Annotated in this window: 10 protein-coding genes; 1 reads left to right on the top strand and 9 read right to left on the bottom strand. The window is 51.7% G+C overall.

The features are described 5' to 3' along the window. Positions 1-177: 177 nt before the first annotated feature. From GJJ30_RS17770 to GJJ30_RS17740, 7 genes are all read right to left on the bottom strand, one after another. Complete coding sequence (locus tag GJJ30_RS17770) at positions 178-657, bottom strand: DUF6252 domain-containing protein (protein ID WP_154176529.1); 480 nt, start codon at positions 655-657, stop codon at positions 178-180. A gap of 333 nt (positions 658-990) precedes the next feature. Continuing rightward, a complete protein-coding gene (locus tag GJJ30_RS17765) occupies positions 991-1,716 on the bottom strand; it encodes an RpnC/YadD family protein (protein ID WP_229313214.1) in 726 nt (241 codons plus the stop codon). A 177-nt stretch (positions 1,717-1,893) separates the two neighbouring features. After that, the gene (locus tag GJJ30_RS17760; protein ID WP_154176527.1) at positions 1,894-2,700 is read right to left on the bottom strand and encodes a LytR/AlgR family response regulator transcription factor; all 807 of its coding nucleotides are present in this window, start codon (positions 2,698-2,700) and stop codon (positions 1,894-1,896) included. 3 nt (positions 2,701-2,703) lie between these two features. Continuing rightward, positions 2,704-5,721: a sensor histidine kinase gene (locus GJJ30_RS17755; protein ID WP_154176526.1), complete on the bottom strand. Its 3,018-nt coding sequence runs from the start codon at positions 5,719-5,721 to the stop codon at positions 2,704-2,706. A gap of 73 nt (positions 5,722-5,794) precedes the next feature. Then, the gene (locus GJJ30_RS17750; RefSeq protein WP_154176525.1) at positions 5,795-6,226 is read right to left on the bottom strand and encodes a hypothetical protein; all 432 of its coding nucleotides are present in this window, start codon (positions 6,224-6,226) and stop codon (positions 5,795-5,797) included. Positions 6,227-6,673: 447 nt separating this feature from the next. Next, complete coding sequence (locus tag GJJ30_RS17745; RefSeq protein ID WP_154176524.1) at positions 6,674-8,038, bottom strand: enolase C-terminal domain-like protein; 1,365 nt, start codon at positions 8,036-8,038, stop codon at positions 6,674-6,676. Between the two features lie 142 nt (positions 8,039-8,180). After that, positions 8,181-10,388, bottom strand: a complete 2,208-nt coding sequence (locus tag GJJ30_RS17740; RefSeq protein ID WP_154176523.1) for an outer membrane protein assembly factor BamB family protein — start codon at positions 10,386-10,388, stop codon at positions 8,181-8,183. A 532-nt stretch (positions 10,389-10,920) separates the two neighbouring features. On the opposite strand from GJJ30_RS17740, the gene GJJ30_RS17735 reads away from it, so the two are divergent. Continuing rightward, positions 10,921-11,151, top strand: coding sequence for a hypothetical protein (locus tag GJJ30_RS17735; protein WP_154176522.1), 231 nt, complete (start codon positions 10,921-10,923; stop codon positions 11,149-11,151). 60 nt (positions 11,152-11,211) lie between these two features. Here the strand turns inward: GJJ30_RS17735 and GJJ30_RS17730 are convergent, their stop codons facing one another. Beyond that, positions 11,212-12,621, bottom strand: a complete 1,410-nt coding sequence (locus GJJ30_RS17730; protein WP_154176521.1) for a GDSL-type esterase/lipase family protein — start codon at positions 12,619-12,621, stop codon at positions 11,212-11,214. 41 nt (positions 12,622-12,662) lie between these two features. Continuing rightward, complete coding sequence (locus tag GJJ30_RS17725; protein WP_154176520.1) at positions 12,663-14,819, bottom strand: glycoside hydrolase family 31 protein; 2,157 nt, start codon at positions 14,817-14,819, stop codon at positions 12,663-12,665.

The following is a 14,819-nucleotide window of genomic DNA, read 5'->3' as shown; positions in this document are numbered from 1 at the left end:
TAAAGTTTTCTGAAATATATAATTAAATTATATATATGATTGTTTATTTGATTTTGTATTCGGAATTTTTTCGGTCTGATCAATAAATTCGCCAGTCAATTGGGCAGGAAATAAAAAAAGCCAGTCTTGCGGACTGGCTTTGTGGATATGGCCGGGACAGTAAATCAGGCGGTTTTTTTACCGGAATGCCACGTTGAAACTTCCTTCCGTTAATGCCTTTTTCTGGGCACCAGCGGGGTCGTAGGCCGTAAAGCTGAAGGTTCCGGCCACATTCGTTGCGGTTTTTGTCGTAATTGTAATGGTTCCTGTTCCGCCGTTGATGGTCGAAAAATTTTGTTGGCCGAGATTCATCACTCCAAATGTAACATTACTGATTTCGTGGGTTCCTACCCCAGCGGTATTGGGCAGCGCAATCGCTACCACATCGTTGGTTTTGCTGTCCAGGCCGTAAATGGCGTAGTATTTGTCATTGCCCGGAAAATTAGTCAGGGCGTACGAAAAATCCGGAGCGTAGCTTTTGCCGTCAATTTTGACCCGGAAACCGGCGGTACCTGTTGCGGCTTCCTGCGGAGATACATCGTCCGATTTTTTACTGCAGGAACTGAAACCGACGAAAGCAATGATGGTGAGGAGAGCGAAAAATTTTGACGTTTTCATGACTGAGAGAGTTGTTGTTAAGAGTTTGAATCGGGCGTTTGCAAGGAAAATTTATTTGTTGTGCTGTCCTTGTTTCCCTTTGATGATTCAAAACTACAACCTGTGGGAGGGGCAGAAATGAAGACTATGCAGGAGGAGGGTTTGGCTTTAAACGCGGAGGAAATTGCCCTACAATTGGCTGGAGATAAAATGGAATGCTTGTCTGATAATAGCGCCAGATTGTTGGAGGATCGGCAAATTATAAGCAAGAAAAATACGGCCTTTTAGAAAAAAGCAGAGCGGAAAACAGATGCCGGAGCGGATTTTGAAAACGGCATGTGAACCTCAAAACCGCTATTTACTACCAATTTTCTGTTGAATTGCTTTGACAAAATCAATGGATACATCAGTAATTTCGGCAATTCGTTCTACTGAAAAATCAGTTTTTAAAAGCAAATTAGTTACAAACTTAGTTTGTGTCTGCTTTTTTGCTTTCTCCTCGCCTTTGTCAAGCCCGCGCAGATAAAGAACATCCCTTTCTTCGCTGATGAATTTTTCAATACTGTCCATGGCTTCTTTGAATGTTAGTTCCAAATTACGCAACTGCGCCAAAACGCGCAACTGGTTGAAATATCTTTTTAACGCGAGATCCCCGGTTGTCGTTTCTTCGATCCGATGAATAATCTGTTGCAAGGCTTTGTCGGGAGCTTCGCCTTGAAAATCAGCCAGGATGCTTAAAACGATTTCTTCCGGGTGGGTTGATTTGAGAAAAATGTGGTAGTCGAGACTGGCCAGTGAAATCAGCGGAAAGTCAAATATCAGGCGTTTGCGGGCCAACTGCGTAGGCATTTGCGGTTTGGGCGGACCCAAGAAAATGACAAACTGTTCAATCGGTAACTCATACTTTCTTTCCAGCATGATGTAATATTCAGCCATTCGATACACCATTTTCGGTTCGTCGGCAACCTGAAATTCAATCTGTAAAATGAAGGTGTTGCCTTGAATGTCGGTGATTTTCTTCAACACGTCCGGTTTTCGCTCTTTCGTGTGCTGAATATCATCAGGCAACTCTTCGGACAAAACCGCAATGATTCCCAGGACGTTTTGCATCAAACTAGGTATGACGGCTTCTATATTTTCCCGAAAAATCTTGTCATACTGATTTGATTGTTTGCTCATGCAGTAAAAATAGGAAAAAGAACGAATATGTATTGATTCTGAAACAACTGGCTCACTCTGATAGCAATGGAACCGGTTTTACTTCAACTTCCCCGAATTCACGTAAAAATCCGATAGCAGCGACAGGAACTCATCCTTGCGCCGACGCGATACTTCGATTTCGGTGTTGTCGCTCATCCAGACCTGACCGCCATCGCCCTTGACGTACCGCTTGATGTGTTCGAGGTTGATGATGTTCGACTGATGGACGCGGAAAAAATAATAGTTGTCCAGAATCTCTTCGTACTCCTTCAACAACCGCGACACGACAATCGCCGGGCCTTTAACGAGGTGAAATTTGGTGTACGACCCCAGCGATTCGCACTGAATAATTTCGGTCATCTGCACAAAATGAATGCCTTCGGCGGTGGGCAGGGCAATGCGCTGATTGTCGTTTTTCTTGCGCTGAACCAGCCGCAGACTGGGCGAGGTTTCGATCTGTTCCTGCAAAATCTGCAACTGCTGCGGATTGACGCTGCTTACTTTCGATTTAAACCGCTCAACCGCCGTCTGCAATTCGTCCGGATCGATCGGTTTGAGCAGGTAATCGATCGCGCTGAACCGGAACGCGCGAATGGCGTATTCCTGATACGCCGTGGTGAAAATCACGCCAAAATTCACGTTTCCGAAACTCGACAGCATTTCGAAACCGGATTTCCCCGGCATCTGAATGTCGAGAAAAATCAGGTTCGGACGCTCTTTTTTGATTAGTTCGATGCCCAGATCGGCATTTTTGGCTTCTCCACAGATTTCAACTTCCGGGCAGATCAGTTTGAGCAGGTTGGTGAGTGCTTCGCGGGCGTTGGTTTCGTCGTCAATAATAACCGCACGGAGTTGTTGGCTCATAAGTTATACGTTTTCAATGGGAATGACCATGTTCACCCGCGTTCCGGCGGGCCTGTTATCGGCATCGAACAGGTCGATCAGTTCAATTCTGGCTTCGCTGTCTTTCCGGCGCAGGGACTCGAAAATACCCCGGGTCATTTCCTGACCGCGCGAAATATGGCCTTCGGCGCGGGGGGCAAACGTCCGCCCGACGCCGTTGTCCTCGATGGTGCAAACGATGTGGCGGTTCTGAATCCGGGCCGTAATCGTTAGTTTCTTTTCGCCTTCTTTCGGCATTAAACCGTGCCAGATGGCGTTCTCGACGTAGGGCTGAAGGAGCATCGGCGGCAGTTGCGCATCAAGCAATGTTTCGTTATCCTCAATGTCGAATGCATAGCTAAACTCGTGATTGAAACGGAACGATTCGATTTCAACGTACATGCGCAGCGTGTCGATGATCTGCTCGAACGAAAGGTACGGATGGTTCGAATTTTCCATGATCCGGCGTACCAGCTTGGAAAACTTCGACAGGTATTTGGCACCCTCGACACCGCGATTCGTCAGCAGATAGTTCTGGACGGAATTGAGCGAATTGAACAGAAAATGCGGATTCATCTGCGATTGCAGTGCCTTCAGCCGCCACTCCGTAATTTGCAAATCCAGCCGGTTTCGTTCGGCAAGCGTGTTTACCCGCCAGCGCATCATCCCGACGATCAGGCCCGCGATGGTGAGACCGATGAGCGTTCGGAAAAACCAGGTGTTGATAAAATACGGTTTTATCGTAAAGTGAATCACCAGCGGTTTCTGGCTTGTAATCCCAAAACTGTTGCTGCTGCGGACGCGCAACGTATACGATTTGGCGGGCAGGTTGCTGAACGAAACCGTGTGCTGCGTGCCCAGATCGACCCAGTTTGGCTCCAGCCCTTCCAGTTGGTAGCTGAACAAATTGCGGGATGTGGGTTCGAAATCGAGGGTCGAAAAATTGAGCGTAATGGCGTTCTCGTCCGGCTGAATAACGATCTCCCGCGTCAGGTTCTGATGAATCATTTTCCCCTTCACCTCCACCGAACTGATGGCGATGCGTGGAACGGCCTTCGCCTGATTCAGGGTGATCATATTCAGCATATTGACCGTATTGAGGTGGCCGAGAATCAACTGATTGTCCGGGGTTTTCAGAAAACCGACCGGATAATTGCTGTACAATCCGTCGATGGTAGACAGGTACTTGATCTTCCGGGTTTTCGGATCGGCAATGTGAATGCCTTCGTTCGAACTGAACCAGAGGTTGCCGGCCTTGTCTTCGCAGATGTTGGAACAGTACGTGTCGCTGAGGTTATCGTGCTGGTAATCAAACGAAACCAGAATCTGACCCGTCGGCGAAATCTTGTTGACACCGCCCCAACTGGCCACTAAAACCGCCCCGCCGGAGCCAAGTTGCAAGGCATTGATGCACAAACCGCTCAGTCTCCTGTTCCGGTTGGCGGGCAACGTATGAATATTGACAAACCGCCCGCCGGGTTCATCAAAGTAGTACAGACCGTTGGGGCAGGTCGCCACCCAGATTTTGCCGTCGGCCGCTTCGATGAGCGTTCGAATGTAATTTTTGTGGCTCAACTCCTGACCTACTTCCGCCGACCAGAGTTTGATTTCGATATTCGTTTGAGGGTCAATGACTTTTAACCCTTCCGTCAGGCTGGCGATCCAGAACCGCCCTTTCCGATCCTGAAGACCATCCCGAAACTCCGTGGATTTGAACAACTGCTGGGCTTTCGACAAAACCGAAAATGGTTCACCAGCCGCATTTCCGGCGAATAAACCTTTGTCCGTAAAGGCCACCGGGCGGTTTTGAATCAGCCGAAGCCGGTAGGTATAGGCGCTGACGGGATAGGAGCTCAGGCGAAATTGATTCGTGGAAGGCTGCCAGGCCAGGGCGCCGGTGTGTGAAAGTCCCAGCCAAAAATTTCCATCGGCAATCCGGAGTGCGCTGGTCATTTCCACCGGCAACCGGACTACGCTGGCCGGAATATTAACGGTTTGAATGCCCAGATTGCGGTACCGGTATTTGAAGATTCCCTCGCGCGTACCAATCCACAGAATCCCGTTGTCTTTGTCGTTGTAGGTATCTTTGACGTGAATTCCCTTGTCGTAAAATTCGGGCAGGTTATACAGCTTGTCCTGATCGGGATAATAGAGACTGGCGCCTTTTTCGGTCCCGATGAACAACACTCTCCGACCATTCTCATCGACGGTTTCCTGACCGCAGATGACGTTCTGATTCTCAAGTCCTTTCGTGATAAACTGAAAAGACGAATCGGCGGGCGAAAACCGGATCAGACCCGAGTCGTAGCCGCCCATCCAGATCGTTCCACTGGCATCTTCAAACGCTTTTTCGAGCCGGACCGGTTTTTTGTTGGCGGGCAGCCGGGCTTCGCTGCCCAGCAAACACGTCAGCCGGTCGTTTCGCCGGTCGTAGCCGTACAAACCAATCTCCGAAATGATCCAGAGCCGGTGTTTGCTGTCTTCAAAAAAAGTAGCATCGTGATGAACATTCGCTGCGGAAGTCAGGGCGTAGCGCCGGAGTTTTTTGCGGGCCGGGTCATACCGTTTCACCGCCGTGTAATCGCTCATCCAAACCTGCTGGTGCGAATCAACAAACACCCGGTCGTGCGTGTCGTTGGTCGGATCGCTGTCGTCGAAATTGTTGCGAAGGATGTTTTCAACCGTTAAGGTTCCGGGATCGATCCGGCATAAACCGCCGGTTGCGATGGAAGCGTAGACGTTACCCGACGAGTCGGAAGCGATACCGGAGCAATAACCCAGCTTCAGACTGTCGAGCCGAAGGAACGTGTAGCCGTCATAGCGGCAGATGTTCCGGCCCGTGCCCACCCACAAAAAGCCCTGCTTGTCTTTGTTTAAACACCAGATGTCGTTGGATGGCAGACCTTCTTTGGTGGTCAGGAGTTCGAGGGTTAGGGTTGGTGTTTGGGCGTTTGATTGCCAGCAGGCAATAAAAACCAGCAAAAGACCCCAAGTAAACCGCATAAACCGACGCCTGATTGATACGCTGTAATAGTAGTGGATAAAAACCGCATTTTCGTAACCGAATTCTCACTCCTTACCGAACCTCATCGACCGAAAAAGGTCGCAGTTTCCCGTTGCTGGCGTTCGACCAAACCCCGGATAACCGCAGGCTGCTTTCGTCTTCCTCCAGCATGCCCTTAAACGCTCCGGTGGTTTTCCCGTTCGCGGATTCAATCAAGATCAGTTCGTGCTGGTTGCTCACCGCGCCAACCAGTTCAACGTCAATCTCCGAATGCGCCAGCCGGTACGACCCTTTGATAAAACTATCGGTGATCCGGAGCTGCATCTGGAAGGTTGAAACGCTTGCGAAACTGCCGTTTGGTTGAAACCGCCCCGTAAAATACCGGATGCTGTCGGCGGGCGGCAACTGCCGGTTCGTGCCGGTGTATTTCGTTTGAGCGGTAACAAAAATCGAACCGGTTAGAAACAAGATACTCAGTGTCAGGTAGGTAAAGAATGGTTTCATAACCGGCGTTGGGTGTGGAAGCGTTAAAAAAATACTAAACTAAACAGGATAATCAGGGTGATGAATAACAGGGCAATCCAGTCAAACCGTTGTTCCAGAAACCGCTGTAATCCGCTTTTGACCGTTCTCAAATTGTCTTTTCTGGTGAAATTTCCGCCACGTTCCATACTCGTATCTTTATAAATGGATAGATATAAGCTTAAAACTGACGCAAAAAACGGAGCGAAATCAGTTCGATTGACAGACGGGCCGAAAACCCCAAAAACCGGTAGAATTGAATTGATATGCGGATGGCAGAACGGCCGGATCAGCTTGACCAAACCGGCTGAAAATAAGTGCAGTGAAATCAAATTCACTGCACTTTGAAGCGAGGGAAAACCGCCGGTGATTGAATGACCGACGAGTGATTTTTGGGCGGTTTTTGATTAAAAACGCGTGAATCCGGCGTTACGGTTTCAGAATCGTGCCGTCATTCTTTCGAACAGTCCACCGCGATTTGGTTCCGATCGGGTATTTGGCGGCTTCTTTTTCGTTGATATCGATTCCCAAACCGGGCGATTCGCTGACCTGATAATACCCGTTTGTGATCGTTGGGCACCCCGGAAATACTTCCTTCACCCGGTCATTAAACATTTGCGATTCCTGAATCCCGAAATTCCAGACTGCAATGTCGATGCTGTTGTTGGCTGCGTGCCCCACCGGCGAGGTGTCGCCCGGACCGTGCCAGGCGGTTTTGACGTTGAACCACTCGCCCAGCCGGGCCACTTTCATGGCGGGCGTGATGCCGCCAATCTGCGAAATGTGAATCCGGATGAAGTCAAACAACTGCTCGGCCATTGGTTCCTTGAACTCGTTGATGTTGTTAAACAGCTCGCCCATCGCAATCGGCACCGAGGTTGATTGTCGTAACAGCTTGAACCACTTCATGTTTTCGGGCGAAAACGGATCTTCGATGAAGTACGGCCGGTATTCTTCCAGCCCTTTGATCATGTTGATGGCGTCGATCGGCTCCGTCAGTTCGTGCATGTCGTGCAGGAGCTGAACGTCTTCTCCGCAGCGTTTCCGCACCACGTCGAACATTTTCGGCACGCGTTTCAGATACGTCCGCTGGTCCGAAAAATCGTCGGTTTCGCGGCCAAAACCGGCGGTTTTGAAATCCGGCTTGAGGTCGTTCATCGCGCCCACTCCGCCGTAACCGCCCTGCTGAATACGAATGTGCCGGAACCCCATTTCCATGAACTGCTGCACTTTGTCGGCAATGGCTTCGGGTGTCGGGCCGCTGGCGTGCGTGTACGTATCGACCGCAATCCGGGCTTTTCCGCCCAGCAACTGATACACCGGCATGTTGGCCCGTTTGCCTTTGATGTCCCACAACGCCTGGTCCAGCCCCGAAAGCGCGTTGTTCAGAACCGGGCCGTTGCGCCAGTAGGAACTGACGTAAGCCGACTGCCACATGTCTTCGATGTTGTCGACATTTTTGCCGACACAAAATTCGTTCAAATAAGTATTAATGGCCGGAACCACCACCAGCGCACGCTGGGTAAACGTCGCGCAACCCAGCCCGTATAAGCCGGGTTCGGAGGTTTCGACTTTGACAATCACCAGGTTGGAGCCGCCCGGTGCGGTCGTGATTGCCCGGACGCTTTTGATGGTGACGGGCGCGGCTGCTTTGGCGTAAGCCGGTGTTTCGTACTTTTCGGCGCGGGCTTTGGGGCTGTCGAACAGGCCGAAAATTCCGGCCGTGGAGCCTAACCCCAGCATTTTGAGGGCTTTCCGGCGATTGTTTTCTGGTACCATTTCAGGATTTTTCATATGCGGGTTTAGACGGTTTTTCGGTATTCGGTTGACGGTTTTCGGTTCACGGTGAGCTGACGCATTCTGTGTTCGCTGTTCAATATTCGTTATTCGATATTAAACAGGAATGCGTCAGCCCACCGTGAACCGAAAACCGAACTCATTTCAACGCAAAAGCAATGTAGTTTCCTCCTATTTTTTGACCCCGGCCTCCACCGGCGGCAATCACAACGTACTGCTTTCCGTCGATTTCGTAGGTGATCGGCGTGGCAAAACCGCCCGCCGGAAGCTGGTATTCCCAGACAATCTTTCCGGTTTTTTTATCGAAAGCCCGAATGCGTTCGTCTTTCGTTCCGGCAATAAACACCAGACCGCCCGCCGTTGAGAGTGGGCCGCCGTAACTGTCGGTGCCGGTAATCGGAATGCCTTTTTTGGTCAGTTCGGGATATTCGCCCAGGGGAACCCGCCAGAGGTATTCCCCGGTATTTAAGTCGATGGCATTCAGCGTGCCCCAGGGAGGTTTGATGCCGGGATAACCGTCCTGATCCGTAAACCGCTGCCATACTTTACTCACGTAGGCCGGAACGTACGGAAAACCATCTTTACTGGCCGGAGTTGCGGAGGAATTCGGCGCGCTGGCCACATTGGCCGGACCGGTTTCTTTATTCAGGATGAAATTGACAATCGCGTCGCGGTCTTTATCAGACAAATGCTGGAACGATGGCATGCGGCCGCTACCGGTTTTCAATAGATTTTTGATGTCGTCCGCCGACCGTTTTTTACCAATGTCGATCAGGCTCGGCAACTCCGGTCCGCTTCCTTTCCGATCCTGCCCGTGGCAGGCCGAACAGTTGGCGGTGTAAAGCGCATTGCCCGCCGTCACCGGGTTTTTCTGGGCGTTCAGTCCCGCCCGCTCTGCCATGATCAATTCCCAGGGTTCTTCGTTGACATTCTGGTACAGAACCCCGCCCGGGTCGATGGAGTTACCGCCCCATTCGGCGCCCCCGCTGTAGCCAAAAAGCAGGGTTCCGGTAGTGTTGGGTGGCGCAAATTTGTGGTCGGTTTTGATTTTCAGAAACCGCTCTTTCACAAACGCACGCGCTTCCGGCGAAATGTTGGTCAGATCGGCTTCGGTATAAACCTGCCGGGAAAGCGGCAGCGGTTTGGTCGGGTATTTCTGCGTCGGATAGGGCGACTCGCCGGGCAAACCGTTCGTCGGAACCTTGCGTTCTTCCACCGGAAACAGCGACGTACCCTTGTCACGATCCAGGACGTACACCATTCCGTCTTTCGTGGCCTGAACCACCGCATCAACGGTTTTTCCGTTGCGTTTCAGCGTGATCAGATTGGGCGGACAGGGATGATCGCGATCCCACAAATCGTGGTGGATTGTCTGGTAATACCACTTCATTTTACCGGTTTCGGCCTCCAGCGCCATGATGCAGTTGGCGAATAAATTGGCCCCTTTGCGATCGCCCCCGTAGAAATCGGACGCGGGCGAACCGGTGCCGAAATACACGACGCCCCGGTTTTCATCGAGTACCATGCCGCTCCAGTTGTTTACCGCGCCGATTTTTTTGTAGGCATCTTTCGGCCAGGTGTCATAGCCAACTTCGCCCGGCTGCGGAATGGTATGAAAAACCCACTTCAGTTTACCGGTAAGCACGTCGAACGCCCGGATGTGGCCGGGAGCCGCATCGCCGGACTCGGACACGCTCGAACCCATCACCACCGTGTTCCGGTAAATGATGCCGGGTGAGGTGGCCGTTACCGACAATTTGCTCACGTCGTGGTCCATATTGGTCTGGAGCCCTTCGTGCAGATCGACTTTTCCGTCGGTTCCGAAATTGCTCACAATCTGACCGGTTTCGGCATTTACGGCGTACAGGCTTGAGCCGACGGTGTACAAAATGCGTTTATCCGTTCCGTTTTCCCAGTACATCACGCCCCGGTTTGAATTCCGCCGGTCGTTTTTCGATGGTTCAAATTTCCAGAGTTGTTCGCCCGTTCCGGCCCTGAGCGCAAAAAGATTCAGGTCGGGCGTGGTGCCGTAGAGGATGCCGTGGACCACAATCGGCTGACACTGGATGGCCCGCCCGCCCCGCCGACCGGGGGCGTTGGGGTCCGGTTTTTCGGACGCATCATACATCCAGGCCACCTGCAAATTTTTGACATTCTCCGTGTTGATCTGGCTCAGGGGCGAATACCGGTTTCCGGCTTTGTTGCCGCCGTAATTGGGCCAGTCTTTTCCGGTATCTGGTGCGGTATTCCGATTTTCCATGCCATAGAGCAGGCAACTTCCCAGAACCAGCCCGGACACAACCAGCTTTTGCGCAGTTGTGGTGAGCGGTTTTTTAAAAGAGTTCATTCTTTAATTTTTAAAGGCTTAGGAGACCCACGTCTTCGGGTGGTCGACAGCGGTTTTTGAACATCGGCAATCACGCTACCAAAATGCCCGTCCGAAAGTACGTATTAGCGGTTTGAATTAAAATGGAAATCCGCTTCTTTCTGGCGACACGTAACTATTGTCGCCGATTGGGTACCTAAAGCAGAAGATTCGTTGTCGATAAAGGCATATGGGTTACAATGGAACTATAATGCGACTAAAAAAATGCATGGTCCGCGTTACCAGGAGTCTTGTCAATGGGAGAAACACTGAAACGATTTTGACCGTAAAATAAAAACAGAACAATTTAGCTCCGTAACCAGAACAGGAAACCGAAGTCTGCGTTACATACATTAAAGTATGGCTCCATTTTTGAGGTATCAAATCGTCTCATACGCGTATTTCATCGGCTTAAACCGCCATTTCAACCACTGACACATAATTAGTTAACATCGTATCGCTCCGAAGTCTATCTTCGAACCACGAACATTAAACAGCTCCCGCAAAAATCATCATGAGTGTCGTTCTTAAACCAACCGTTAACAACATCATCAATCTCTGGTTTGGCGCAGATACCCCCATCCGCCAGTACAAAATCAAGTTGAACCCGGATTTGTGGGGCGCGTGCCAGCAAATCAATCAGGATTTTTATCCGCCTTCCAAAAGCCAGTACATCGAGCAATACCGGAAATCCGACAAAGTAGCTTTCGCCAAAGCCGTTCTGGAAGAACTGGACCGGAACTAACAGGACAATGCCAATAAGGCCTTGTGGCTCAACTAACTAAACGGCTTTGTTGCCGGATTTTTAAAAACCGGTCGCTTTCAGAATAAAATCGACAATGGGTTGTGGGTTGGGCAAACTATGCGGATGGTGGCCGATCAGCGGCTTATGAATCACCTGAATCTGCCCACCGGCGGCTTTGATTTTCTGCTCGAACGGATTGGTATTTTCGTCCACCGGCACGGCTTCGTCCGCGTCGCCGACGACGTGTAGCAGCGGAAAACCGGCTTTGACAATCTCGCTGGTCAAATCGATGGGATTTCCTCTGAATGCCAGAGCTTCTTCTTCGGTTTTCAGGTTGAAATCCTTTTTAAACGTTTCCCAGTCTTTCGGTCCGCCCGACCCTTTGCCTTTCCCGCCCGGCCAGCTTTTCAGGTCGAGAACGGGCGCATCGGCGTAAATGGCCGCCACGCGATCGGGATACCGGACGGCCCAGCGATAAATATACACGCCCCCGCGACTCATGCCTTCCATCGCCGACTTCGGCGCCAGCCCGGCTTTGGTCAACAGCTTGTAATAAGCATCCCAGGTCGCGATGGCTTCGTCATTCCCGAACAACTCGGCCACGTCGCAATACACGACGTGAAAACCGCGCTCCAGCAGGGCGATGTCCGTTTGGGGTTCGTGGCCCCAAAACCGGGCGCGCCAGATCCAAGGATGGCCGGGAGCCGCCCGTTTCGGCGTTACAATCTTGGCATTATGGCCCTGAAACGTAAAATCGTGCCCCTGAAAACCGTAGAAATTAAACCGCTGCGTCGTCAGGTTCGCGTTTTTGATTAAATCAAAACCGGTTTCTTCCTTCCGGCTGATAAACTCGCTGATCCGCCGGGCTATGCGGGCGGTTCCTTCGACATTCGGGTGAACCTTGTCGGGCACCAGTTCCGGTGCATCCAGAAATAAATTATACAGATTGATCACCTCACAACCGGTTTCGTAAGTTACCTGCCGCACAGCGGGAATGATTTGTTTTTCCACTGCGCTGGCCGTAATTCCGGTGGAATCTGTGGAAAAAACCGGTACCGGCGTTAGCAAAACCACCCGCGGCCTGTTTGGCAATTGCTGAAACGAAGCAATCAGGTCTTTGTAATCCTGTTCGTACTCTTTCAGATAAACCCGGTTCATCGGTTTGCTATCGTTGGTGCCCAGCTTGATAAACACCCAATCGGGCTGAAAATCAAGCGCCTGCCGGTATTCGGTGCTGGTCCAGTAAGGCAGATTGCCCTTGCGCAATAACGTCGCCCCGCTCTTTCCGAAGTTTTTAACCTCATACTTTTCGCCTAATAAAACCGCCAGTTGGGCGGGATAGCTGTTCTTCTCCCGTTCGGGCAGTACGGTTCCGTGCGTGATGCTGTTGCCGACGCAGGCAATCCGGACTTTCGGCTGGGAAAAACCGGGCAGGGAAAGCAGGAGGAAAAGAAGGAGTAAGAAGCGCATAACTCAGGTTTTAAGGGCTCAGTATTCGTAAAAAGGGTACGTCAGGGCGTCATGAATTGCCAGGAAATGGTCGTGTAGTGAAAACCGGGGTCTTTGGGGGCGGTCCAACTGCCGGTCAGTTCGCCTTTTTTATTCTTTTTAACTTCCAGTTTTGTCCACGTCAATTTTCCGCGATCGTAATCGAAGGTTTTGCCGTCGTCGTCGTACAACGTTGCGGTCGCTTCCGTTTTTCCGTAAAACCGCACTGTCAGCGGCAGCTTTTCTGTTTCCGTCGGCGTGTGCAAAACCGGTGGAATCATCGGAATAATACCGCCTTCCTTCACAAATACCGGTATTTTTGAAAGTCCCGGGGTGATCTCAATCACTTCGCTTTCGCCGACCGGTTTTCCGGTGTAAAAGTCGTACCATTTTCCGCGGGGCAACACCACTTTTCGACTCGTTTCGCCCGCAAACAGGGGCGCTACCAGCAGGTAATCACCGACCATAAACTGGTCTTTGATGTCTTTTTTTACCGCCATCGCGTACGGATTTTCGGTGGAATTCAGTTGCCCGGCAGTCGCCTTGTCGTCGAACGAAAAACCGTCGACCAGATTCATCGCCCGGATGGGCGGTTTTCCCTCAAAATGATATTGCGCAAACGTCGTGTAGAGATACGGCAAGAGTTGCATCCGCAGCAGCATCACCGCCTTCACTTCCTCCGCCACATCGGGAAACGTCCAGGGTTTGGTGCCGTCGGCCCAGGCATTCAGCATTGCCATCGGGGAAAAGCAGACCGTCTGCATCCGGCGCAGCCACTCTTCCGAGGTTTTGGACGAACGGGCTTCCGGTGTCCATAAAACACCCGCAAAACTGCTGGTACACAAGGCCGTAATGAAATCGCGGTGATCGTAATAATCGTTGTAAATCACGTACGGCAGCGCGGGCGACCCGGCGTTCGAGCCCCGCACCAGCCCGTACGTTCGCTGGTTCTGTTCCCGAAACCAGTTGTCGGTCATTTTCTGGAATTGCAGGCCGTAAATCTGCCGCATCTGCTCCGCGCCGATGCCGGACGGAAATTTGGCGACATCCGGCCAGAGCCAGTGATCGTAGCCGTCGACTTCATCCACTTTATACCCCGAAACGCCGATGGTCAGGTGCTGCTTCGCGAACAACTCCTTGTACAACCGGCGGGCGGGTGCGGTATTGAAATCCGGCACGCGGCCCACCCAAACCGTGTGCGAGCCGGTATACGGCAAGACGTCCTTAAAAATGGGCGAATGCGACGAAACATACGGGTTGATCCACAGATTGGAACGAATATTTTTCTGCGCCAGCTGCGCCAGAAACCGCGCGGGCTGCGGAAAGCGGGTGCTGTCCCAGACGAAGCTGTTCGGATACGAATGCGACTGCCAGCCCGGTTCCAGCCCCACAAAACTCAGCGGATAGCCTTTGGCTTCAAACTCTGCGACTTCTTTCAGGATTTGTTCGTCGGTAAACAGGGTTGGTGTCCGGTGCGTAAAACCCAGCCCCCATTTGGGCGGCAGCGTACCTCCTCCGCAATAGAGATTGTAGCGCTGCATCACCTCCATCGCGTTGCGACCCGCGAACACGTAAACCTCCGTCCCGGCGGCCGGAACCACCATCTCCACGGCATCGGAGTACGGCTGCGGATTCCAGTTGCGCTGGGTGTTGCGGTTCATTTCGGGGGGCGCATTTTTCCCCTCCGCCAACACGCCCGAACCGGCATAAACCGTGATGTAGCGCGCCGAATTGATCAGCACGCCGTAGCCCAGGCTGGAGACGTAGAGGGGAACCGGCGCGTGCGTCCGGCCGTTGTCTTTGCCGTTGTAATGATCGACGTGCAGCGTTTTGATCGTGCCCCGTTGCTGCACGGTTTTGAAGTTGAGTCCAAGCCCGAAGAGTTGTTCGCCTTGTTGGAGCGGAAACCGCAAATAGGTTTTTCCGTCGGTTTTTTCGTAAACGCTTTCGGCCAGAACCGCCGGAAACGAAATGTCGCCCAGTTTCTGAAGACCTTCCAGACGCGGTTTTACCTCCGCTACGCCCAAAGGAGTTATCCCGTCGGAACTGCCCACTACGGATTTCCACACGCCCGGCGCAACGGGCTGCCACTGAAAAACCGCCTGCTGCGCAAAACCGCTACCCGAAATGAACAGAAAAACCGCCAGGGAACCGATCGTTAAAAAGGAGAATTTGCTCAT

Origin of the sequence: Larkinella terrae (assembly GCF_009668025.1) — a bacterium.
Lineage (GTDB): Bacteria > Bacteroidota > Bacteroidia > Cytophagales > Spirosomataceae > Larkinella > Larkinella terrae.
The sequence above is the reverse complement of the archived record's forward strand: the minus strand, read 5'-3'. Positions and strand labels throughout refer to the sequence as shown.

Excerpts from the sequence above, each read along its gene's own strand:
- GJJ30_RS17730 (WP_154176521.1), bottom strand. The coding sequence starts at position 12,621 with ATGCGCTTCTTACTCCTTCTTTTCCTCCTGCTTTCCCTGCCCGGTTTT.
- GJJ30_RS17755 (WP_154176526.1), bottom strand. The coding sequence starts at position 5,721 with ATGCGGTTTACTTGGGGTCTTTTGCTGGTTTTTATTGCCTGCTGGCAA.
- GJJ30_RS17740 (WP_154176523.1), bottom strand. The coding sequence starts at position 10,388 with ATGAACTCTTTTAAAAAACCGCTCACCACAACTGCGCAAAAGCTGGTT.
- GJJ30_RS17725 (WP_154176520.1), bottom strand. The coding sequence starts at position 14,819 with ATGAGCAAATTCTCCTTTTTAACGATCGGTTCCCTGGCGGTTTTTCTG.
- GJJ30_RS17735 (WP_154176522.1), top strand. The coding sequence starts at position 10,921 with ATGAGTGTCGTTCTTAAACCAACCGTTAACAACATCATCAATCTCTGG.
- GJJ30_RS17745 (WP_154176524.1), bottom strand. The coding sequence starts at position 8,038 with ATGAAAAATCCTGAAATGGTACCAGAAAACAATCGCCGGAAAGCCCTC.
- GJJ30_RS17760 (WP_154176527.1), bottom strand. The coding sequence starts at position 2,700 with ATGAGCCAACAACTCCGTGCGGTTATTATTGACGACGAAACCAACGCC.
- GJJ30_RS17770 (WP_154176529.1), bottom strand. The coding sequence starts at position 657 with ATGAAAACGTCAAAATTTTTCGCTCTCCTCACCATCATTGCTTTCGTC.
- GJJ30_RS17750 (WP_154176525.1), bottom strand. The coding sequence starts at position 6,226 with ATGAAACCATTCTTTACCTACCTGACACTGAGTATCTTGTTTCTAACC.